At 67.6% G+C, this 21,076-nt stretch carries 13 protein-coding genes and 2 riboswitches; of the genes, 9 read left to right on the forward strand and 4 right to left on the reverse strand.

The window, feature by feature from the left end; all coding sequences use genetic code 11:
* Positions 1-57 precede the first annotated feature (57 nt).
* A complete protein-coding gene (locus tag G3N62_RS02805) occupies positions 58-1,179 on the forward strand; it encodes an efflux RND transporter periplasmic adaptor subunit (protein ID WP_051701044.1) in 1,122 nt (373 codons plus the stop codon).
* Positions 1,176-4,280 (forward strand): efflux RND transporter permease subunit, encoded by a 3,105-nt coding sequence (locus tag G3N62_RS02810; protein ID WP_059562112.1) that lies wholly within the window; start codon positions 1,176-1,178, stop codon positions 4,278-4,280. Before G3N62_RS02805 ends, G3N62_RS02810 begins: the two co-directional genes overlap by 4 nt.
* A gap of 304 nt (positions 4,281-4,584) precedes the next feature.
* Here the strand turns inward: G3N62_RS02810 and G3N62_RS02815 are convergent, their stop codons facing one another.
* The gene (locus tag G3N62_RS02815) at positions 4,585-5,919 is read right to left on the reverse strand and encodes a PLP-dependent aminotransferase family protein (RefSeq protein ID WP_124671154.1); all 1,335 of its coding nucleotides are present in this window, start codon (positions 5,917-5,919) and stop codon (positions 4,585-4,587) included.
* Between the two features lie 477 nt (positions 5,920-6,396).
* Between G3N62_RS02815 and G3N62_RS02820 the strand changes: the two genes are divergently transcribed.
* Positions 6,397-7,155 (forward strand): sulfite exporter TauE/SafE family protein, encoded by a 759-nt coding sequence (locus G3N62_RS02820; protein ID WP_049035835.1) that lies wholly within the window; start codon positions 6,397-6,399, stop codon positions 7,153-7,155.
* Between the two features lie 136 nt (positions 7,156-7,291).
* On the opposite strand, the gene G3N62_RS02825 is transcribed toward G3N62_RS02820, so the two are convergent.
* Positions 7,292-8,314, reverse strand: coding sequence for an ABC transporter substrate-binding protein (locus G3N62_RS02825; RefSeq protein WP_124671155.1), 1,023 nt, complete (start codon positions 8,312-8,314; stop codon positions 7,292-7,294).
* Between the two features lie 140 nt (positions 8,315-8,454).
* A riboswitch (guanidine-I (ykkC/yxkD leader) is annotated at positions 8,455-8,576 on the reverse strand.
* A 432-nt stretch (positions 8,577-9,008) separates the two neighbouring features.
* A riboswitch (guanidine-I (ykkC/yxkD leader) is annotated at positions 9,009-9,140 on the forward strand.
* Positions 9,141-9,197: 57 nt separating this feature from the next.
* Between G3N62_RS02825 and G3N62_RS02830 the strand changes: the two genes are divergently transcribed.
* The 6 genes from G3N62_RS02830 to G3N62_RS02855 all read left to right on the forward strand — a co-directional run bounded on the left by G3N62_RS02830 (position 9,198) and on the right by G3N62_RS02855 (position 18,097).
* Positions 9,198-9,965 (forward strand): urea amidolyase associated protein UAAP1, encoded by a 768-nt coding sequence (locus G3N62_RS02830; protein WP_034190451.1) that lies wholly within the window; start codon positions 9,198-9,200, stop codon positions 9,963-9,965.
* 11 nt (positions 9,966-9,976) lie between these two features.
* Entirely contained in the window at positions 9,977-10,633 is a 657-nt protein-coding gene (locus tag G3N62_RS02835; RefSeq protein WP_124671157.1) for an urea amidolyase associated protein UAAP2, read from the forward strand.
* Positions 10,630-14,235 (forward strand): urea carboxylase, encoded by a 3,606-nt coding sequence (uca, locus tag G3N62_RS02840; RefSeq protein ID WP_124671158.1) that lies wholly within the window; start codon positions 10,630-10,632, stop codon positions 14,233-14,235. Before G3N62_RS02835 ends, uca begins: the two co-directional genes overlap by 4 nt.
* Positions 14,232-16,100 carry an allophanate hydrolase gene (gene atzF / locus G3N62_RS02845; RefSeq protein ID WP_034190454.1) on the forward strand — a complete coding sequence of 623 codons (1,869 nt, stop codon included), beginning with the start codon at positions 14,232-14,234 and terminating at the stop codon, positions 16,098-16,100. Before uca ends, atzF begins: the two co-directional genes overlap by 4 nt.
* 65 nt (positions 16,101-16,165) lie before the next feature.
* The gene (locus tag G3N62_RS02850) at positions 16,166-17,140 is read left to right on the forward strand and encodes an ABC transporter permease (RefSeq protein WP_059562099.1); all 975 of its coding nucleotides are present in this window, start codon (positions 16,166-16,168) and stop codon (positions 17,138-17,140) included.
* 45 nt (positions 17,141-17,185) lie between these two features.
* Positions 17,186-18,097, forward strand: a complete 912-nt coding sequence (locus G3N62_RS02855) for an ABC transporter ATP-binding protein (RefSeq protein ID WP_049028185.1) — start codon at positions 17,186-17,188, stop codon at positions 18,095-18,097.
* A gap of 29 nt (positions 18,098-18,126) precedes the next feature.
* Here the strand turns inward: G3N62_RS02855 and G3N62_RS02860 are convergent, their stop codons facing one another.
* Positions 18,127-19,320, reverse strand: coding sequence for an MFS transporter (locus G3N62_RS02860; protein WP_124671167.1), 1,194 nt, complete (start codon positions 19,318-19,320; stop codon positions 18,127-18,129).
* 144 nt (positions 19,321-19,464) lie between these two features.
* Positions 19,465-20,892: an MFS transporter gene (locus G3N62_RS02865; RefSeq protein ID WP_049033994.1), complete on the reverse strand. Its 1,428-nt coding sequence runs from the start codon at positions 20,890-20,892 to the stop codon at positions 19,465-19,467.
* Positions 20,893-21,076: the final 184 nt, after the last annotated feature.

Genomic DNA, 21,076 nt, shown 5'->3' on the forward strand with positions numbered 1-21,076 from the left:
CTGAATTGGTCACTAGTATCAGAATGAGAGCTCCTGTTCTTTGCGAGAGGGGACCTCATGTTCCGGCGCCATCATTTTGTCTACACATTGGGCGTGGCTTCGCTTGCGCTCGCGGCATGCGGCGAGCATCCGGCCGCCGATCCGCGCACCGAGGCGCCACTTGTGCGTACGAGCGCCGTTCACGGCGCGGCGGGGGCGAGCCGGTCGTTTTCGGGTGTCGTGGGCGCCCGCGTTCAGAGCGATCTCGGTTTCCGGGTTCAGGGCAAGGTCATCGAGCGGCTGGTCGACGCGGGCCAGACGGTCAAGCGCGGCCAGCCGCTGATGCGCATCGATCCGATCGACCTGGGGCTGCAGGCCCGTGCGCAGCAGAAGCTCGTGGATGCCGCCCAGGCGCGCGCGACGCAGACGGCCGCCGACGAGGCGCGCTATCGGGATCTCGTCGCGGCCGGCGCGGTTTCGGCATCGACCTATGACCAGCTCAAGGCGGCGGCCGACTCCGCCAAGGCCCAGCTCGTCGCGGCGCAGGCGCAGGCGGTGCTCGCCAACAACGCGTCCGGCTACGCCGTCGTCATGGCGGACGCCGACGGCGTGGTGGTCGAGACGCTGGCGGAGCCCGGCCAGGTCGTCGCGCCGGGACAAATCGTCGTGCGGCTCGCGCATGCCGGCCCCCGCGAGGCCGTCGTCCAGCTTCCCGAGACGCTGCGTCCCGCATCCGGCTCGATCGCCGAGGCGACGCTGTACGGCGCGGCCCAGAAGCCCGTTCCCGCCGTCCTGCGCCAGCTCTCCGACTCCGCCGATCGGCTGACACGGACCTACGAGGCGCGGTACGTTCTCCAGGGCGCGCTGTCGAATGCGCCGCTCGGCGCGACCGTGACGCTCGATCTCGCAGGCGACGCCGGCCAGGCACCCGCCGCCATGGTGGTACCGGTCGGCGCGGTGTTCGATCCGGGCACGGGCACCGGGGTCTGGACGGTCGACCGGGCCCAGTCGCGCGTGACCTGGCGCAAGGTGCGCGTCACCGCATTGAGCGACGACAGTGCGACGGTGACGGGCGACCTTCGCGACGGCGACCAGGTCGTCGCGCTCGGTGCCCAGTTGTTGCACGACGGAGAGCAGGTGCGTCTCGCCAATGACAAGATGATCGCGGCATCCGTCTCCGCGCAAGGAGCGGCGCGATGAGCGGCTTCAACTTGTCGGCGCTCGCGGTGCGGGAGCGCTCGGTCACGCTGTTTCTGATCATCCTGATCTCGATCGCCGGCGTGGTGGCCTTCCTGAAACTGGGGCGGGCCGAAGATCCGCCCTTTACCGTCAAGTCGATGACGGTCATCACGGCGTGGCCCGGCGCGACCGCGCAGGAAATGCAGGACCAGGTGGCCGAGCCGCTCGAAAAGCGCATGCAGGAACTGCGCTGGTACGACCGGACCGAGACCTATACGCGTCCGGGGCTGGCCTTCACCACCGTGACCTTGCTCGACAGTACGCCGCCCGCGGACGTGCCCGAGGAGTTCTATCAGGCGCGCAAGAAGCTGCATGACGAAGCGGGCAACCTGCCGCCCGGCGTGATCGGCCCGCTCGTCAACGATGAGTACTCCGACGTGACGTTCGCGCTGTTCGCGCTGAAGGCGAAAGGCGAGCCGCAACGAGTGCTGGTGCGCGACGCCGAGGGATTGCGCCAGCGGCTTCTTCATGTGCCGGGCGTCAAGAAGGTGAACATCATCGGCGAGCAGGCGGAACGGATCTACGTCTCGTTTTCGCACGACCGGCTCGCGACGCTCGGCGTGACGCCGCAGGAGATCTTCGCCGCGTTGAACAACCAGAACGTTCTGACGCCGGCCGGTTCGATCGATACGGCGGGCGCGCAGGTCTTCATTCGCGTCGAAGGCGCGTTCGACAAGCTGCAGACCATTCGTGACACGCCGATCGTCGTTCAGGGCCGCACGCTGAAGCTTTCCGATGTGGCGACCGTCGAACGCGGTTACGAAGACCCGGCCACGTTCCAGATTCGCAACAACGGCGAACCGGCGTTGCTGCTCGGCGTCGTGATGCGGGACGGCTGGAACGGGCTCAACCTCGGCAAGGCGCTCGACGCGGAGGTCGCATCGATCAACGGCGGGATGCCGCTCGGCATGAGCCTCACGAAGGTGACCGACCAGGCCGTCAATATCCATTCGGCCGTCGACGAATTCATGGTCAAGTTCTTCGTCGCGCTGCTCGTGGTGATGGTCGTGAGCTTCGCGAGCATGGGATGGCGCGTCGGCATCGTCGTGTCGGCGGCGGTGCCGCTGACGCTCGCGGGGGTCTTCGTCGTGATGGCCGCCACGGGCAAGAGCTTCGACCGCATCACGCTCGGTTCGCTGATTCTCGCGCTGGGCCTGCTCGTCGACGACGCGATCATCGCCATCGAAATGATGGTCGTGAAAATGGAGGAGGGCTACAACCGCGTCCAGGCGTCGGCTTATGCGTGGAGCCACACGGCCGCGCCGATGCTGTCGGGCACGCTGGTCACGGCGGTCGGCTTCATGCCGAACGGCTTCGCGCGCTCGACGGCGGGCGAATACACGAGCAACATGTTCTGGATCGTCGGCATCGCGTTGATCACGTCGTGGGTCGTGGCCGTCGTCTTCACGCCGTACCTCGGCGTCAAGCTGTTGCCCGACATCGCCGTGATCGAAGGCGGCCACGAGGCGATCTACAACACGCGGAACTACCAGCGCTTTCGCCGTTTCCTCGGGCGCGTGATCGGCCGCAAGTGGATGGTCGCCGGGATCGTGGTGGCATCGTTCGTGATCGCCGTGATGGGCATGGGACTGGTGAAGAAGCAGTTCTTCCCGACGTCCGATCGCCCGGAAGTGCTCGTCGAAGTGCAGATGCCCTACGGGACTTCGATCGAGCAGACCGCGTCGGCAACGGAAAAGGTCGAGGCGTGGCTCGCGAAGCAGCCGGAAGCGCAGATCGTGACCTCGTACATCGGGCAGGGCGCGCCGCGCTTCTATCTGGCGATGTCTCCGGAGCTGCCGGATTCGTCCTTCTCGAAGATCGTGATCCGCACGAACGACGAGCGTCAACGTGAAGCGCTCAAATTCCGTCTGCGCAAGGTCGTCGCCGCAGGCCTGGTGCCCGGGGCGCAGGTTCGCGTCACGCAGCTGGTGTTCGGCCCTTACTCGCCTTACCCCGTCGCGTTCAGGGTCATGGGCCCGGACGCGGGGACGTTGCGCACGATCGCCGCACAGGTCGAACGGACGATGAACGCCAGCCCGATGATGCGAACGGTGAACGCCGACTGGGGGCCGCGCGTACCCACCGTGCACTTCACGCTCGATCAGACTCGTCTCGGGTCGTTCGGGCTGACGTCCAGCTCGGTCGCGCAGCAACTGCAATTCCTGCTGACCGGGATTCCCGTCACGCACGTGCGCGAGGACATTCGTTCGGTGGAACTGGTCGCGCGTTCGGCGGGCGACACCCGGCTCGACCCGCAACGGATCGAAGGATTCACGCTGGTCGGTACCGCGGGGCAGCGGGTGCCGCTCTCGCAGGTCGGCAAGGTCGACATCCGCATGGAGGATCCGATCCTGCGCCGTCGCGATCGAACGCCGACGATCACCGTGCGCGGCGATATCGCCGAAGGATTGCAACCGCCCGATGTGTCGACCGCGATGCTCGCGCAGCTGCAGCCCATCATCGCGAAGCTGCCGGGCGGCTACCGGATCGAGGAGGCCGGCTCCATCGAGGAGGCCAACAAGGCGACCAATGCACTCGCGCCGCTGTTTCCGATCATGATCGCGCTGACGTTGCTCATCATCATTTTCCAGACGCGCTCGATTGCCGCGACCATGATGGTGTTCGCGACCAGTCCGCTGGGTTTGATCGGCGTGGTGCCGACGCTTCTGCTGTTCAATCAGCCCTTCGGCATCAACGCCTTGGTCGGGCTCATTGCGCTGTCCGGCATCCTGATGCGCAACACGCTGATCCTGATCGGCCAGATCGAGGTGAACACGCACGCGGGCATGATGCCGTTCGATGCGGTGGTGGAGGCGACCCTGCAGCGCTCGCGGCCGGTGATCCTGACGGCGGTTGCCGCGATGCTGGCGTTCATTCCGCTGACCCATTCCGTGTTCTGGGGCACGCTGGCTTATACGCTGATCGGAGGAACCTTCGCCGGAACGATTCTGACGCTGGTGTTTCTGCCGGCCATGTACTCGATCTGGTTCAAGATCCGGCCCGCGGCAGGAGAAAGCCGTTCCGCGCTCGAACCCAGCGCCAGCGTGACGACGGAGGCATGAGCGCGCCGGGCGATGAAGGTATCGCCCGGCGCCTCGCGACGCGGAGTCGACCTGCGTCCGGTTGCGAGTCCGGCGGCGAACGGATTGACGCTGCGGGAAGGCGAGCCATGGCTTGCAGTCGAGATCGGGAGAGGCGATCCGGTGCGCCCCGTTTGTTCTTTGCGCGGTGACTTCGGGGCGTCGGGCCGTGGCACGGAATCGGACCGACGCCGGACGGCGACTCGATGCGGCGGCGGGAGGTGACAGGCAGGTGGGACGAGATCCGGCGTTCGCAGGCCGGCAATGCCGGCCGGGACAAGACGGACTACCGATCAGTATGGTCTTTCACCACGTTCGCGACTGTCTCGAGGGAACGCCGGAGCGTGTCGAGGTCGACCGAACCCAGTGCCAGGCGAACGGCGTGCGGAACGTGTCTCGACGCAGCAAAGGGATGTGCCGTCGACACCGAGATGCGCTCACGCAGCAACGCCTTCGCAACGGCATCCGCCCGAACCTCGTGTGGCAGCGGCAGCCAGACGAAGTACGACGAGGAGTGACGGACCAGCTTCAAATGACCGAGGACTTCGCTCACGACGGCCTGGCGCAGGGAAGCGTCACGCCGTTTCTCCGCTTCGAGCCTTGCAACGGTGCCGTCCTCGATCCAGCCGCAGGCAATCGCCGTCATGGCGGCGGGCGTGTTCCAGACGGTCGCCCGGATCGTGCGTTCCAGTTTGCCGACCCAGTCGCGCGGTGCGCTGACCATGCCGATGCGCAGCCCCGTCGCGACGCTCTTCGACAAGCTGGACACGTACACCGTCAGTTCGGGCGCAAGCATCGCAAGCGGCGGCGGTGGACGCTTCTCCAGAAAGGCATAAGCCGCATCCTCGATCAGGATCAGTCCGTGTTGCCGGGCAATGGACACCAGATGACGCCTTTGACGGGCGCTCACCACCCATCCCAGCGGGTTATGCAGGGTCGGCATCGTGTACATCGCGCGCACCCGTCTTCGCCGGCACAATTTCGCCAGGGCATCCAGATCGGGGCCGTCTGCCGCACCTGGAATCGTCACGAGTTCAAGCCGGAAAGCCTCGGCGGTCAGCTTGAAACCGGGGTACGTCAGCGCGTCCACCGCGACGACGTCGCCGGGGTCGAGCAATGCCATGGCGGTCGCGGTGAGCCCGTGCTGTGCGCCGCTCACGAGCAGCGTGTTCTCGGGTGACGCCGACAAGCCGCGGCTCGTCAGATGGCGGGCCATGGTCTCCCGCTCGTGCGGCCGTCCGCCATGGGGATGGTAGCGAAGCAACGCTTCCAGGTTGCCCGACCCCGCCAGCTCTCGCAGCGCCGTTCTCAGAAGCTCGCCCTGACCCGGCATGGAAGGGTTGTTGAAGTTCAGGTCGATCGCGCCGTCGTTCCAGGCCTGGAGATCGACGCCATGACCGCGCGGAAGCACTTCCTTCACAAACGTGCCGCGGCCGGTTTCACCGCTGACCAATCCCATTGCATCGAGCTCGGCGTAGACGCGCGTGGCGGTCGCGAGCGACAGCCCCTCTCGCGCGGCGAGATCGCGGTGGGTCGGCAGTCGGGTTCCAGGACGCAGTCGACCTTCGTGGATGTCCGCCGCGAACCGGTCAACCACTTCCTTGTAGCGAAGTCGAGGCATGTCGATTCAATACAATCGTTTGAATGTACCGATTATCTTCCAAACATCGCGCGTGATACCAACGCTTCTCGCGTCTTGTCGCAGTCGCTCGCCTTTACGCATCGACATTTGTGCAGCTCACGCGCCTCCAGGATCGGAAATTACGGCGCAATTCGACAGATTTACATACGCCGAAACCAGCGATCCGGATGACGCTTGCCGGCCCGGAAAAGACCTGAAGGGAGCCGGCCTGGCAGGCTGCTGCACGTCCAAGACATCGCCGGATGTATCCATGACAATAATTTGATTGTACTGACATGGCGAACTACGATGCGTTGTCGATTCAAGCCAGACCCGTGATTTCCGGCAGATCGCCGCACTGGCGGTCAGCGCGAACGTCACACCGACTCGGCGCGCCGGACTGCATGCGCCGTCGTTTGCGGGGGCGATCTCACTGAATACGCTTCCCGTTACCGAGGTGAAGGGAAGGGAGGCAACATGGAACTGAACGTCACTGTCATCCTCATCACTTTCGCCGGTGTTTTCCTGATCTGCTTCATGAAGGGCGCCTTCGGTGGCGGTTTCGCCATCGTCGGCATCCCGCTGCTGTCGCTCGTCATGGATCCCGTCACGGCGGGCGGCTTGCTTGCGCCGCTGTTCATTGCAATGGATCTGTTCGGTCTGCGGTACTGGAAGCCGTCGACCTGGTCCAAGCCCGACCTCGTGTGGCTGGTGCCCGGACTGGTCGTCGGCATCGGGATCGGTTATGTGCTGTTTCGCGGGCTGGACCACCGGGCAATCGCCATCGTGATGGCCATCGTGACACTGACGTTCGTCGGAATGTGGTTCATGCGAGGGGGTGAAGTCGTGGTGCGTGCGCGCTCGTCGCGCAAAGCGGTCGCAGCCGGCATGACCTCGGGCATTACCACGATGGTTGCGCACTCCGGAGGGCCGCCGTTGGCGATGTACCTGCTGCCGCTCGGTCTCGGCAAGCAGATGTATGCGGGGACGACCAGCATGTTTTTCACGGTAGGCAACCTCCTCAAGGCGTTGCCCTGGCTGGCGCTGGCAAGGCCGACGGGCGCTGTCTGGGCGTTGATGGCCATCTGCCTTCCCGCCATTCCCGCGGGCGTCTGGCTGGGCTGGCGCCTGCATGACAGGCTGAACCAGCGTCAGATGTACCGAGCCTGTTATGGCCTGCTGATGGTCACGGCCCTGAAACTGCTGTGGGATGGTGCATCCGGATTTCTGCGTTAGAGATCCTGCGCTGTTGCTCGCGACCGGCTGGTGGCAGCGTGCGCCGATTCGACAGTCGGCCCGCGGCGGCCACCGCGCGGCCGTTCGTCGGGAACGGCCGGATCGGTAACCGGGGCGGCACGCGGGCCGGCCGCCGTCAATGCGGCGCGGTGAACCGCGGATCGATGTACGCGTCGACGTCCTGCGACTGCTTGTACACGGCGTTGCGCACGTTGAACGCGTTCGCGTTGCGCGTCGAGCCGTAGATGGAGTCGAGCCCGTCGCCCTTGCGGAACGCACGTTTCGCGGCGGCCTCGTCGAGCAGGTGCGTGCCCTTCAGCAGCGGAAGGTATTGTTCCGGCGCGAGTCCGACGCGTGCCGACATGATCTTGACCGCGTCGCCCTGCGTCTTCGGATCGTTGATGTACGCGACGCAGCGATACCAGACCTTGACCACCTTCGCCCAGTCGGCCCGGCGCGCGGCGAGGCTCGTCGGCGCGACCGTGATCGCGTCGTAGATCAGCCCCGGCGCATCGGCCGACGTGAAGATCGCCCGCGCGCCCGGTGCGCGCTTCAACGCTTCGCCCGCATTCGGTTGCCACGCGGCCACCGCGGCGATATCGGCCGACGAGCCGAGCACCTGCGGCAGTTCGTTGGTTTTCGCATTCACGAGCGTGACGTCGCTGTTCTTGAGCCCGTGCTTCTGCAGCGCGGTTTCAAGCAGCAGGTGGTCGACGAGGCCGAGTTCCACGCCGACCTTCTTGCCCTTCAGCGCCTCGACGGTGCGCAACGGCGGTTTCGCGACGATCATGTCGTTGCCGGCCGAATAGTCGGTCAGCAGGATCATCACGTTCTTCGCGCCGGACGCGCCGGTGACGAGCGCATCGCCGTTGGTCGCCGCGACCGCGTCGAGCTTGCCCGCCGAAAACGCGTCGAGCGACGCCGAGTAATCGAACCATTCGAAATCGACGTCGACGCCGGCTTCCTTGAACCAGCCCTTGTCGAGCGCGACCTGGAACGCGACCCAGCCGGGCCAGTCGCTGTAGCCGATCTTCAGCGGGGCGGCGGCTTGCGCGGCGGGGGCCGCCCACAGCGCGGCAGCCGCGACGGCGGCCCCCACTGCGTGGCGGACAAAACGGAAGGACGACAGGCGGCGGAACGCCGGGGCGGGACGGGTCATCGTTGTTCTCCAGGAGACCGGGATCGGGATCGTCGATACGGACCGCGCGTGAACGCACGGTCCGACTGCGTGACCGGTTCCTGCGGATGCGGAACGGAAAAAGCGGCCACGGAGAGGCACGATGGCCGTTGCCATCGCCAATCTCCCGGGCTTTTGTCCCGCCGTGTAGCGCATGCGCGTCCGCTCTCGCGATCGGACGAACCTGCGCCGGGCTGCTCTCGGACCAGACGTTCGGTGAACCGGAACCCTAGCACCCCTAAGATGCGACGCCGCCGCACCTCTCGGCGTCATGCCGAGCGAGAAGCGTGCCAACGGCACGCGGCGGCGCGTTTCAGCGGCGGCGCATGGCGCGCTGAAGTTCGATGAAGCGGGCGGCGAACAGCGCGGTCAATACGCGCCGGAGCAGGTCGAGCTTGTTCATGAGGGGCGGGACATCGAGTGACGGTGTGCCGATTCAGCAATGCCCGTGCCACCGTGTATCGCACCATGCGCAATCGCATTGCACGCACTGCGCCGGTGCGCGTTCGCGTGTGCGTGGTGCGCCGCGCGCCCGGTGCGGGGGCAACCGTACGCGGCGGCTTCGCGCATGCCGGGCGTCGGCGCGCCGCCGTGCGGCGTCGTACGGTCAGGGCGAGGACGTTGGCACGCAATTCGCTTGATCGACGTTCGAGAGGTGCGAAGCAATTTGCATCATCTTCAGGATCGCTAGGGTTCCGGTCGTGCGGCGTACGCCGCGCGATGCCTGGTCCGAGAGCAATCCGGTCTTGCCTTTGCCTCGATGCGAGGAAACGGCGAGGCTCCACGGAGGGATAAAAGCCCGGGAGGTCGCGATGTCGTTCGGTCGCCCTCTCACGCCTTTTGTCCAACCGACCCCGGAGCCGCCATGTCGCCGAGCCCCCAAGCCACCCCCGTCTCTGTCCTCGCGCCACCGCCGCACGTCGCGTGGGAAACGCTGATTCCTGCCGGAACCCATTGGTCCGGCATCCTGCGCCGCGGTCTCGCGCTGCGCATCGTCGACGTCGACGGCGGCGCGAACCTGTCTGCCGTCTTTCATCGCCAGGAAGACCTGCTCGAACGTTACAACATGGCCGACACGCTGAAGGCGCAGCACACCGCGCATCTCACGCGCGGCCATGCGCTGTACACGGACATGGGGCGCGTGATCGCGTCGATCACCGCCGATACGCTCGGCTGGCACGATCCGCTCGGTGGCGTCGGCGATGCGCGGTTGTTTGCGCACAAGTACGGCACGACGTCGTACCAGGCCGATCGCAACGCGATGATCCGCAACGGCCGCGACAGTCTCGTGCTCGAGCTCGCGAAATACGGGCTGTCGGCGCGCGACCTGGCCGCGAACGTCAACTTCTTCAGCAAGCTGGACACGCGCGAGGACGGCGCGCTCGATTTCGTCGCGGGACATTCGCCGGCCGGCAGCGCGCTGGACCTGCGCTTCGAGATGAACACGCTCGCGGCGTTCTCGACCGCGCCGCATCCGTTCGATCCGCGCCCCGACTATGCGCCGAAGGCCGTGAAGCTGATCGCGTACCGCGCGTATCCGGCCGATGGCGCGGCGCCCGACGACGACCCGTGCCGGCGCGCGTGCGCCGAGAACACGCGCGGCTTCGCCAACACCGACCGTCTGTTCGCATAAGGAGCGAGGCCATGCCGATCATCGAAAGCCGTCTCGACCCGCGCGACGCAATCCACGACGTCACGCTGAACGCGGGCGACCCGTGGCTGTACGACCTGAAGCGCGGGCAGGTCCTGCGCATTCTCGACCTCGAGGGCAACCAGGCCGTCGATACGCTGTTCTACCGCTCCGACGATCCCGAGGAGCGCTACAGTGCGCAGGACACGATCCGTGCGCAGCGCAACCTGTACCTGAGCGCGGGCAGCGTGCTCGTCTCGAGCCGCGGCAATCCGATGGCGACGATCGTCGCCGATACGTGCGGCCGCCACGACACGCTCGGCGGTGCCTGCGCGGCCGAGAGCAACACGGTGCGCTATGCGCTCGACAAACGCTACATGCACAGCTGCCGCGACAGTTTCCTCAACGCGATCGCGCACTGCACGTGCGGAACCGGCGCGCGGCTCACCAAGCGCGACCTGGTCGGCAATGTCAATTTCTTCATGAACGTACCCGTCACGCCGCGCGGCGGGCTCACGTTCGAGGACGGCATCTCCGCGCCCGGCAAATACGTCGAGATGCGCGCGGAGATGGACGTTACGGTGCTGATCTCGAACTGCCCGCAGCTCAACAATCCGTGCAACGGCTACAACCCGACGCCCGTGCGGCTGACGATCTGGGAGGCCGCATGAGATTCTCCAAAGTGCTCGTCGCGAACCGCGGCGAAATCGCCTGCCGCGTGATCCGCACGCTGAAGCGCCTCGGCATCGCGTCGGTCGCGATCTATTCGGACGCCGATCGCGACGCGCGCCACGTGGCGCTCGCCGACGAGGCCGTGCGAGTCGGGCCGGCACCGGCGGCCGACAGCTATCTGAACGTCGCGGCGATCCTCGCGGCCGCGCGCGAGACCGGCGCGCAGGCGGTGCACCCCGGCTACGGCTTCCTGTCCGAGCATGCCGGTTTCGCCGACGCATGCGAAGCGGCCGGCCTGCGCTTCATCGGGCCGCGCGGCGATCACATGCGCGCGTTCGGTCTCAAGCACACCGCGCGCGAACTCGCCGCCGCGCAGGGCGTCGCGCTGCTGCCGGGCACCGGGCTGCTCGACGACGTGGCGACGGCGCTCGCCGAAGCCGACGCGATCGGTTACCCGGTGATGCTGAAAAGCACCGCCGGCGGCGGCGGCATCGGCATGTCGCTGTGCCGCGATGCCGCGCAGCTCGCCGCGGCGTTCGAATCCGTCGTGCGGCTCGGCACCGCGAACTTCGCGCATGCGGGCGTGTATCTCGAGAAGTTCGTCGAACACGCGCGGCACATCGAGGTGCAGATCTTCGGCGACGGCCGCGGCGGCGCGATTTCGCTCGGCGAACGCGATTGCTCGGTGCAGCGTCGCAACCAGAAGGTGATCGAGGAAACGCCCGCGCCCGACCTGACCGACGCCGAGCGCGACGCGTTGCACGCGAGCGCGGTGCGGCTGGCGCGCGCGGTGGGTTACGCGTCGGCCGGCACGGTCGAGTTCGTGTTCGACGCGAGTGCGCGGCGGTTCTACTTCCTCGAGGTGAACACGCGGCTGCAGGTCGAGCATGGCGTGACCGAAGCGGTGACCGGCGTCGATCTCGTCGAATGGATGATCCTGCAGGCCGAAGGCGACCTGCCGCCGCTCGACACGCTTGCCGTCGCGCCGCGCGGCGCGAGCATCCAGGTGCGGCTCTATGCGGAGGATCCGCACAAGCAGTTCCAGCCGAGTGCCGGGCTGCTCACGCACGTCGCGTTTCCCGAAAACGTGCGGGTCGACGGCTGGATCGAGGCAGGCACGGAGATCAGCGCGTTTTACGATCCGCTGCTCGCGAAGCTGATCGTGCGCGGCGACACGCGGCGCGACGCGCTGGCCGCGCTGCGGGCCGCGCTCGAACAGACCGAGCTGTACGGGATCGAGACCAATCTCGACTACCTGCGTGCCGTGGCCGGCTCCGACACGTTTGCGCGCGGCGCGCCGACGACCGCCTTTCTGTCGCGCTTCGCGTTCGCGCCGCACACGATCGACGTGCTCGACGGCGGCGTGCAGACCACCGTGCAGCAGTCCCCGGGGCGCGTCGGCTACTGGAGTGTCGGGGTGCCGCCGTCGGGTCCGATGGACGATCGCGCGTTCGATCTCGCCAACGCGCTGATCGGCAACCCGCGCGACGCGGCCGGGCTCGAGTTCACGATGGTCGGCGCGACGCTGCGCTTCAATACCGCGACGCTGTTCGCGCTCGGCGGCGCGCCGCTCGCGGCCACGCTCGACGGCGAGCCCGTGCCGTTCTGGCAGGTCGTCCGCGCGCGGGCGGGCGCGGTGCTGAAACTGGGCGGCGTGACGGGCGCGGGCGTGCGTGCGTGTCTCGTCGTCAAGGGCGGGCTGCAGGTGCCCGACTATCTCGGCAGCAAGGCGACCTTCACGCTCGGCCAGTTCGGCGGCCACGCGGGCCGCGCGCTGCGCAAGGGCGACGTGCTGCATCTGCACGCGGACGCCGGGCGCGGCGACGCGGGCGCGGCGCTGTCGACGGCCGACGTTCCCGTGCTGACGCATGCGTGGACGCTCGGCGTGCTCGATGGCCCGCACGGCGCACCGGATTTCTTCACGCCGGACGACATCGCGATGCTCCACGGCACGCAATGGACGGTCCACTACAACTCCAGCCGCACCGGCGTGCGGCTGATCGGGCCGAAGCCGCGGTGGGCGCGTGCGGACGGCGGCGAGGCTGGGCTGCATCCGTCGAACATCCACGACAACGCGTATGCGATCGGTGCCGTCGACTTCACCGGCGACATGCCGGTGATTCTCGGCCCGGACGGGCCGAGCCTCGGCGGTTTCGTGTGTCCGGTGACGGTCGTGCGCGACGAGTTGTGGAAGCTCGGGCAGTTGCGGCCGGGCGATACCGTGCAGTTCGTGCGTGGGGGCGCGTCGGTCGGGAAACCGGCTGACGAGATCGTGCAGCCGACGCGCGACGTCGCCGCTGCGGCCTGCGCGGCGCCCGGCGAATGCGTGCTGCATCGCGACCCGTCGGCCGGCGGCGTCGGCGTCGTCTATCGGCGCTCGGGCGATCGCAACGTGCTGGTCGAATACGGGCCGCTCGTGCTCGACCTGAACCTGCGCTTTCGCGTGCACGCCCTCATGTGCTGGCTCGACGCGCACCGGTTGCCCGGCATGCTCGACCTGACGCCGGGCATCCGTTCGCTTCAGGTGCAGTTCGATGCAAGCGTGCTGTCGCTCGAAACACTGCTCGCGCATCTGCAGGCCGCCGAGCGCGAATTGCCCGACGTGGCCGACATGCGCGTGCCGAACCGCATCGTGCATCTGCCGCTGTCGTGGGACGACCCGTCGACGCGCGTCGCGATCGAGCGCTACATGCAGTCGGTGCGGCCCGACGCGCCGTGGTGTCCGAGCAATATCGAGTTCATCCGGCGCATCAACGGCCTCGCGAGCATCGACCACGTGAAGCGCATCGTGTTCGACGCGCGCTACCTGGTGATGGGGCTCGGCGACGTCTATCTCGGCGCCCCCGTCGCGACGCCGATCGATCCGCGCCACCGGCTCGTGACGACCAAGTACAACCCCGCGCGGACCTGGACGCCGGAGAACGCGGTCGGCATCGGCGGCGCGTATCTGTGCGTGTACGGAATGGAAGGGCCCGGCGGCTATCAGTTCGTCGGCCGTACCGTGCAGATGTGGAACCGTCACCGCAGCACGCGCGAATTCGAAGCCGGCAAGCCGTGGCTGCTGCGGTTCTTCGACGAGATCCGTTTCTATGAAGTCAGCGAGGCCGAATTGAGCGAGTTGCGCGCGGATTTCATCGCGGGCCGCGCGACGCTGAAGATCGAGGATTCCGTGTTCGATCTGCGCGCCTACAACGGCTTCCTGCACGACGAGGCCGACTCGATCGCGGCGTTCAAGGCGACGCAGCAGGCCGCATTCGACGCCGAACGCGAGCGGTGGCGGGCAGCCGGCCATGCGGAATACGTCGGCGAGACGGAGCAGGACGACGCGCATGCGGCGCCGGCGGCAGCCACGCTCGACGATACGCAGCGGGCGATCGCCGCGGACGTGTCGGGCAGCGTATGGAAGGTGCTGGTGGAAGCCGGTGAGCGCGTGACCGAAGGGCAGGTCGTCGCGATCGTCGAATCGATGAAGATGGAGGTGGCGGTGACGGCAACGGAAGACGGCACGATCGAGACGATCGATTGCGCGCCCGGCGCGGCGGTGGTGGCCGGGCAGCGGCTGATGGTGATGAAGGCGGGTGCCGCCGAGGAGGTGGCATGAGCACGACGGAGCACTCGATCCTGCCGGGGCTGCAATCGATTGCCGCGCTGCGCGCGCGCTACGCGGCGGGCGACCTGACGCCGCATGCGCTCGTCGATGCGATTGCCGCGCATTTCGACGCGGGCGATCCGCACCATGCGTGGATCCGGCCGCTGACGCGCGACGAGATGTCGTCGTATGCCGACGCGCTGGCCGGTCGCGACATGGCGTCGCTGCCGCTTTACGGCGTGCCGTTCGCGATCAAGGACAACATCGACCTCGCCGGCATACCGACGACGGCAGGCTGCCCCGCGTACGCCTACACGCCGGCACGCAGCGCGCCCGTCGTCGAACGGCTGATCGCGGCCGGCGCGATTCCCGTCGGCAAGACCAATCTCGACCAGTTCGCGACCGGGCTCTCGGGGCAGCGCTCGCCTTACGGCGCGTGCCGCAATGCGCTCGATCCGCGCTACGCGTCGGGCGGCTCCAGCTCGGGGTCGGCCGTGGCGGTCGCGCTCGGCGTCGCAGCGTTCTCGCTCGGCACCGACACGGCCGGCTCGGGGCGCGTGCCGGCCGCGTTCCACGGGCTGGTCGGGCTCAAGCCGACGCGCGGCGTGCTGAGCACGCTTGGCGTGGTGCCGGCCTGCCGGTCGCTCGATTGCGTATCGGTGTTCGCGCGTTCGGCGGACGATGCGCGCACGGTGTTCGCCGCCGCGCACGGCGTGACCGAAGGCGACCCGTACGGGCGCGCGTGGCAACCGCTGTTGGGCGCGGACGGCCTGCGAGCGCACGCGGCGCGGCCGCTCGGGCAAGTGCGTTTCGGCACGCCGCGGGCCGATCAGCTCGAATTCTTCGGCGACGCATCGTATCGCGCGGCCTGGGCGGCGGCGCTCGAGCGGCTTCGCGCGACCGGCGCGCAACTCGTCGAGATCGACTTCGGCCCGTTCCTGGCCGCCGCGCGGCTGCTGTACGAAGGCCCGTGGGTGGCCGAGCGGCTCGCCGCGATCGGCGCGTTCGCCGCGCGCGAACCCGATGCGCTGCATCCGGTGATCCGCGAAATCGTCGGCGGCGCGTCGCGCTTCAGCGCCGCCGATGCGTTCACCGCGTTCGACCGGCTCGCCGCGCTGCGGATCGACGCGGCCCGCGCGTGGGATGGCCTCGACGCGATCGTGATGCCGACCTCGGCGACGACGGCCACCGTCGACGCGCTCGAAGCCGATCCGATCGCGATCAATTCGCGCTTCGGCTACTACACGAACTTCGTGAACCTGCTCGACCTGTCGGCAATCGCGGTGCCGGCGGGCACGTGCGAAACCGGGCCGCACGCGGGGCTGCCGTTCGGCATCACGTTCGTCGGTCGCGCGCACGACGATGCGCGGCTGCTCGATCTCGCGCACGCGTGGGGCGACGGCGCCGCGAGCGCCGGCGACCTCCGGCCATCGGCAGCCGCGGTCACGCCGCGTGCTGCATCGGCCGGCGTCGTGCGGCTGGCCGTCGTCGGCGCGCATCTTCGCGGCGAACCGTTGAACGGCCAGCTCACGGAACGCGGCGCGCGCTTCGTCGCCGCCACCACGACGGCGCCCGCCTATCGCCTCTATGCGCTCTCCGCCGAGGCGAGCGGCGGCGTGGCGAAGCCGGGCCTCGTGCGCGTGCCGGACGGCGGCGCGCCGATCGCGGTCGAGATCTGGGAGATGCCGGTCGAGGCATACGGCAGCTTCGTCGCCGGCATCGCGGCGCCGCTCGGTATCGGCACGCTTACGCTCGCCGACGATTCGCGGGTGCAGGGCTTCCTGTGCGAGAGCGTCGCGCTGGGCGACGCGCAGGACATCACGCGCTTCGGCGGCTGGCGGGCCTACCGCGCGCAGTCCGGCGGCGCATTGCACTGATTGCACGGTCGCGCGCTGCCGCGGCAGCCGCGCGACCGGTACCCGAAACCGAAATGGAGATTCCCATGACAACGACCCGCAACACGACCGGCTGGCTCGCGGTGCGCCGCGAGCTGACGACGCGCGGCAAATGGACCCTCGGGCTGGCGTCGTTCCTGCTGCCGTTCGCCGTCTGGTGCCTGATCAGCTACGTGCCGTTCGTCTGGCATCCGCAAATGCGCGTGACGAATCCGGGCAGCGTCGACTATTTCCAGACCGGCATGCAGGTCGATCGCGACGTGTTCGACGACGAGCTCGCGCATGCGCGGGCCGCCCACGCCGCGGTGCCCGAAGGCGTGCGCGCGAATCCGGTCTACCTGCCGGCGCCGCATCAGGTGCTGCGTGCGTTCTACACGGCGTTCACGACGCCGCCGGCCTCCCGCGACGGCGTATGGCTGCACGAGAGCCTGTGGCACAGCATCCGCATCATCTTCTGGGGCTTCGTGATCTCGTCCGCGATCGGCGTGCCGCTCGGCATCGTCTGCGGCACCTTCAGCGCGCTCGCGCGGCTGCAGGAGCCGTTCCTGGAGTTCTTCCGCTACCTGCCGGCGCCGGCGTTCGGCGCGCTGATGGTCGCGATACTCGGCATCTACGATGCGCCGAAGATCGCGATCATCGTGATCGGCACGCTGTTCCAGCAGGTGCTGATCATCGCGAATACCACGCGCAAGCTCGAATACGGGCTGTTCGAGGCGGCGATGACGCTCGGCACGAAGAAGCTGAAGCTGCTCACGCACGTCGTGATTCCGGGCGTGCTGCCGGACCTGTATCGGGATCAGCGGATCCTGCTCGGCTGGGCATGGACCTACCTGATCGTCGCCGAACTCGTCGGCACCAGTTCCGGCATCACGTGGTACATCAGCCAGCAGGCGCGCTACCAGCATTTCGACAACGTGTATGCGGCGATCCTGATGATCGGGATCATCGGCCTCGGCACCGACATCGTGCTCGGGCTGCTCGGACGCCGGTTCTTTCCGTGGGACCGCACGCTCAAGGCGTGACATCCGTTGACGCAACCCCATCGACCGTTTCTCGCAGAGGGCATCATGCAGAACCCCCAGGCCGTTCCCGATTACCTGGTTCAATCCGACGCGGTGCGCGAGCGCTTCGCGCGGCTGAAGGCCCGCGACGTGATACTCGACGTGCGGCACGTCGGCAAGCGTTTCGCGACGCCGCAAGGCGAATGCATCGCGCTCGACGACATCAGTTTCCGCACGCACCGGCGCGAGTTCGTGTGCGTGATCGGCCCGTCCGGCTGCGGCAAGTCGACGTTGATCCGGATTCTGGCCGGGCTCGAGGCGCAGTCGAGCGGCGAGGTGCTGCTGGACGGCAAGCCGGTGCAGGGGCCGGGCGCCGATCGCGGGATGGTGTTCCAGGGCTATACGCTGTTTCCGTGGCTCACGGTGAAGAAGAACGTGATGTTCGGCCTGCGCATGAACGGCAGCAGCAGCGGCGAGGCCGAGCGCGAGGCGCTGCAGTGGCTCGATCTCGTCGGGCTGACGCGTTTCGCCGACGTGTATCCGCATCAGTTGTCGGGCGGCATGAAGCAGCGTGTGGCGATTGCCCGCGCGCTCGCGAACCGTCCGCGGATCCTGCTGATGGACGAACCGTTCGGTGCGCTCGACGCGCAGACGCGGGCGCGGATGCAGGCGCACCTGCTCGACATCTGGCGCAACATCGACGTGACGATCCTGTTCATCACGCACGACCTCGACGAGGCGATTTTTCTGGCCGACCGGATCCTGGTGCTGAAAGCGAACCCCGGCGGAGTGCAGGAACTGATCGAGGTGCCGGTGCCGCGGCCGCGCGACCTCTCGCAGGTCAATACGCCCGAGTTCATCGCGACGAAAGCGCGGCTCGAGGCACTGATCCATCCGAAGGAGGCCGTCACGGCGGAAGACGAGGGTGTCAAGCCGCACATGATCCGGATGACGGACGTTTCGGACAACGTCGAGTAGCGGCGAGCGTGCCGCGACATGTCACGCGGTCACGCGCTTGCGTGGTTGATTCGAGGCAGCCATGCAAACGCGATCGTCACCAGCGTCACGCCCACCACGAGCATCGGCACCACCATGGGCCACGCGCCCAGGTGATAGCGCGGATCGGTGAAGCTCGCCGCCGTCTGGCCCGCGCTGAACGCGAAGAACATCATGATGAAGCCGGACCAGGAGACGGCGCGGCCTGCAAGGTGGGGCAGGCCGCTGACTGCTCCAGCCTGTCCGCACGGCTGATGAATGCCGTGGCCGAGGCAATACACGCCATGCCCGACGAGCAGCGGCCAGATGCTGCCGGGAAGCAGCGCGCACCCCAATGCCTGGATCACCGCGCCGGACAGGCTCAACGTCGCGCCTTGTCGTACCGTTCGCAACATGCTTTGGCGGCGCAGCAACACGCGGCAGCCAAACGTACTCAGCACGTAGACGAGCGTCCCGGTTGCCGGTATCCAGCCATAACGCTGGGGCGAGATGCCGAGCTGCCCGATGTAGATCGTCGGCGACAGCAGCAGAAAGCAGAACATGCCGGTGTACGTCGACGCGGCCAGCAGCGTCCATACCCTGAACGGGGCATTGCCGAGTATCTCGCGCACCTCCTGGGTCGAGTTCCGGCTCGGCGGGCTGCGCACGAAGCTTTCCTCGAAGCCGTACCAGCACATGACGAGCAATCCGAACGCATACATGCTCATCCCGGCGAGCACCCATCGCCATCCGGCTTGCTGGGCGACATACGCACCGAGGAGCGGGGCGAGGAACGCCATCATCCCCATCCCCATGAAACCGCGCGCCATCACGTACGGACCGTCGCCCGCCGAATACCGGTCGCGCACCGTCGCACGCGCGCATACCAGTATCGCGGCCATGGCCAGCCCCTGCATCGCGCGAGCGGCCACCAGCATCGACGCGGTCGAGGCCAGCGCAGCGGCCAGCGCGGTCAGCGCATAGAGCGCAAGGCCGGTCAGCAGCACGGGGCGGCGGCCGAACCGGTCGGCAAGGCTGCCCATCGGCAATTGCCCGACACCGAATATCAGCGCGAAAACCGTGAGGCTGACACTGGCGGAGCCCAGCGTGGCGGCGATTTCGGGCAGCGCCGGCAGGTAACTGTCGGTCGCCACCGGCTGGGCCGCCAGCAGAAGCGGCAACATGAGCGCGAAGTTCAGGCGAGCGGGTCGCGTGGTGTCCGGCATGGCGGTTTTCGACACGGTATCGGGCATCGAGCTTCGAATAAGGGCAGCGGTTACGCAAGGTTGCTCGTGCGGCGAGGGCGGCCGCGGCGAGCTGAAATGGCTGGACGGAAGGGGCGCCGAACCCGACGCCCCGCCGAACGCTGGTTAGCCGCCGACGGATCGGGGCACGGGTTCGCGCACGACGCGATCGTGCGACAGTGCCTCGGCGCGCAGCAGGTCGTATTCTGCCTTGCCGACCGGTTGCGCGTTCGCTCGCCCCAAATCGTTCAAATGGACACGACTGGTCTCGCGTGCGCTCCAGGCCGCGAGCGACGCGATCAAGGTGATGCCGAACGCGATCGCACCGACGATCAGCCAGACGTGATGGGCACCCGGCGGCGCGACCGCGGTGAACAGCGCGGGCAGCATCGCCGTGGCCGCGGTACCGAGGTTCTGCGCGATGGCCATCGCCGAGACGCGCGTGCGGGTCGGGAAGAGTTCCGGGTAAAAGGCGGGAAATACCGCGTTGTAGCCCTGGTACACCACGCCCCACATCAGCATCGACATCACGAAGGCAAGCGGCACGTTCCGGATGCTGATCGCATACAGGTAGGCGAACGCGAGCAGCCCGGCGGCCAGCGAGCCGACGATGATCGGCGGCCGGCGGCCGACGCGGTCGGACAGGGTGCCGACGAACGGAATCACGATCATCGCAACGATATTGCCCATCACCGTGATCCAGAGATAGACATCCTTCTGGAATCCGATTCCATACGCCGGCTGGACCGCATAGGCCGCGCCGAAGATCGTCGCGACCACCGGAATCACGTTCATCATCGACATGCAGGCCACGCGCAGCATGTCGGGAAAGTGGTGCCTGAAAGCGTCGGCCACCGGCGAGCCGGCTTGCGACCGGTTGCGCACCGCTTCGTCGAAGGCCGGCGACTCGTCGACCTCGCGGCGAATGATCAGGCCCGCGACGATGACCAGCGCACTCAGCAGGAACGGAATGCGCCAGCCCCAGCTGTCGAATTGCGCGGACGGCATGTAGTAGGCGAGCGGCAGGAACACGGCGGCGGCCAGCACTTGCCCGGCCTGCACGCCCTGCAGCGTGAAGCTGACGAAGTAGCCGCGCCGGCCGAACGGCGCGTGCTCCAGGATCATCGAGCTCGCGCCGGTGATCTCGCCGGCCACGGCGAAACCCTGCAGCAGGCGAAGCGTCACCAGCAACGCGGGCGCGATCAGCCCGGCTTGCTGATAGGTCGGCAGGAGGCCGACGCCGACGGTCGAGATGCCCATCAGGAACATGCAGAACAGCAGGACGGTTTTCCGTCCGCGCGTATCGCCGAGGTGGCCCAGCACGAACGCGCCGATCGGGCGGGACACGTAGCCGACGCCGTAAGTGGCCAGCGACGCGATGATGGCGGTGGTGGGGCTACCGTGCGGAAAGAATATCTGCGGGAAGATCAGCGCCGATGCCGTGGCGTAGATGAAGAAATCGTAGTATTCGAGCACCGATCCGATCCAGCCGCTGATGGCGGCTTTTCTCGATTGGTGCCTGCCCCTGGGCTCGTCTCGCAAGGTCGTGGTCATCGTCGTCTCCGGATATTGATATGCGTGCCGGGCAAGGCGGGTGATGCGCGGCGTCGTCACTGCCCGATGTGTCGACTCCGTCGTGCGACCAGACCGCGGCCCGTCGATACGGCGCGCGGCGAGCACGCGCGGTGCGCAACGCCGCGCGCTGGCGACGGCTGCGCATGCGCGTCGGTCCCGCATC

The sequence above is a fragment of the Burkholderia sp. Tr-20355 genome (assembly GCF_017104685.1).
Lineage (GTDB): Bacteria > Pseudomonadota > Gammaproteobacteria > Burkholderiales > Burkholderiaceae > Burkholderia > Burkholderia seminalis.

What these genes read in the sequence shown, in the direction of transcription:
- G3N62_RS02805 (WP_051701044.1), top strand. Translation starts at nt 58, where the DNA reads ATGTTCCGGCGCCATCATTTTGTCTACACATTGGGCGTGGCTTCGCTT.
- G3N62_RS02810 (WP_059562112.1), top strand. Translation starts at nt 1,176, where the DNA reads ATGAGCGGCTTCAACTTGTCGGCGCTCGCGGTGCGGGAGCGCTCGGTC.
- G3N62_RS02815 (WP_124671154.1), bottom strand. Translation starts at nt 5,919, where the DNA reads ATGCCTCGACTTCGCTACAAGGAAGTGGTTGACCGGTTCGCGGCGGAC.
- G3N62_RS02820 (WP_049035835.1), top strand. Translation starts at nt 6,397, where the DNA reads ATGGAACTGAACGTCACTGTCATCCTCATCACTTTCGCCGGTGTTTTC.
- G3N62_RS02825 (WP_124671155.1), bottom strand. Translation starts at nt 8,314, where the DNA reads ATGACCCGTCCCGCCCCGGCGTTCCGCCGCCTGTCGTCCTTCCGTTTT.
- G3N62_RS02830 (WP_034190451.1), top strand. Translation starts at nt 9,198, where the DNA reads ATGTCGCCGAGCCCCCAAGCCACCCCCGTCTCTGTCCTCGCGCCACCG.
- G3N62_RS02835 (WP_124671157.1), top strand. Translation starts at nt 9,977, where the DNA reads ATGCCGATCATCGAAAGCCGTCTCGACCCGCGCGACGCAATCCACGAC.
- uca (WP_124671158.1), top strand. Translation starts at nt 10,630, where the DNA reads ATGAGATTCTCCAAAGTGCTCGTCGCGAACCGCGGCGAAATCGCCTGC.
- atzF (WP_034190454.1), top strand. Translation starts at nt 14,232, where the DNA reads ATGAGCACGACGGAGCACTCGATCCTGCCGGGGCTGCAATCGATTGCC.
- G3N62_RS02850 (WP_059562099.1), top strand. Translation starts at nt 16,166, where the DNA reads ATGACAACGACCCGCAACACGACCGGCTGGCTCGCGGTGCGCCGCGAG.
- G3N62_RS02855 (WP_049028185.1), top strand. Translation starts at nt 17,186, where the DNA reads ATGCAGAACCCCCAGGCCGTTCCCGATTACCTGGTTCAATCCGACGCG.
- G3N62_RS02860 (WP_124671167.1), bottom strand. Translation starts at nt 19,320, where the DNA reads ATGCCGGACACCACGCGACCCGCTCGCCTGAACTTCGCGCTCATGTTG.
- G3N62_RS02865 (WP_049033994.1), bottom strand. Translation starts at nt 20,892, where the DNA reads ATGACCACGACCTTGCGAGACGAGCCCAGGGGCAGGCACCAATCGAGA.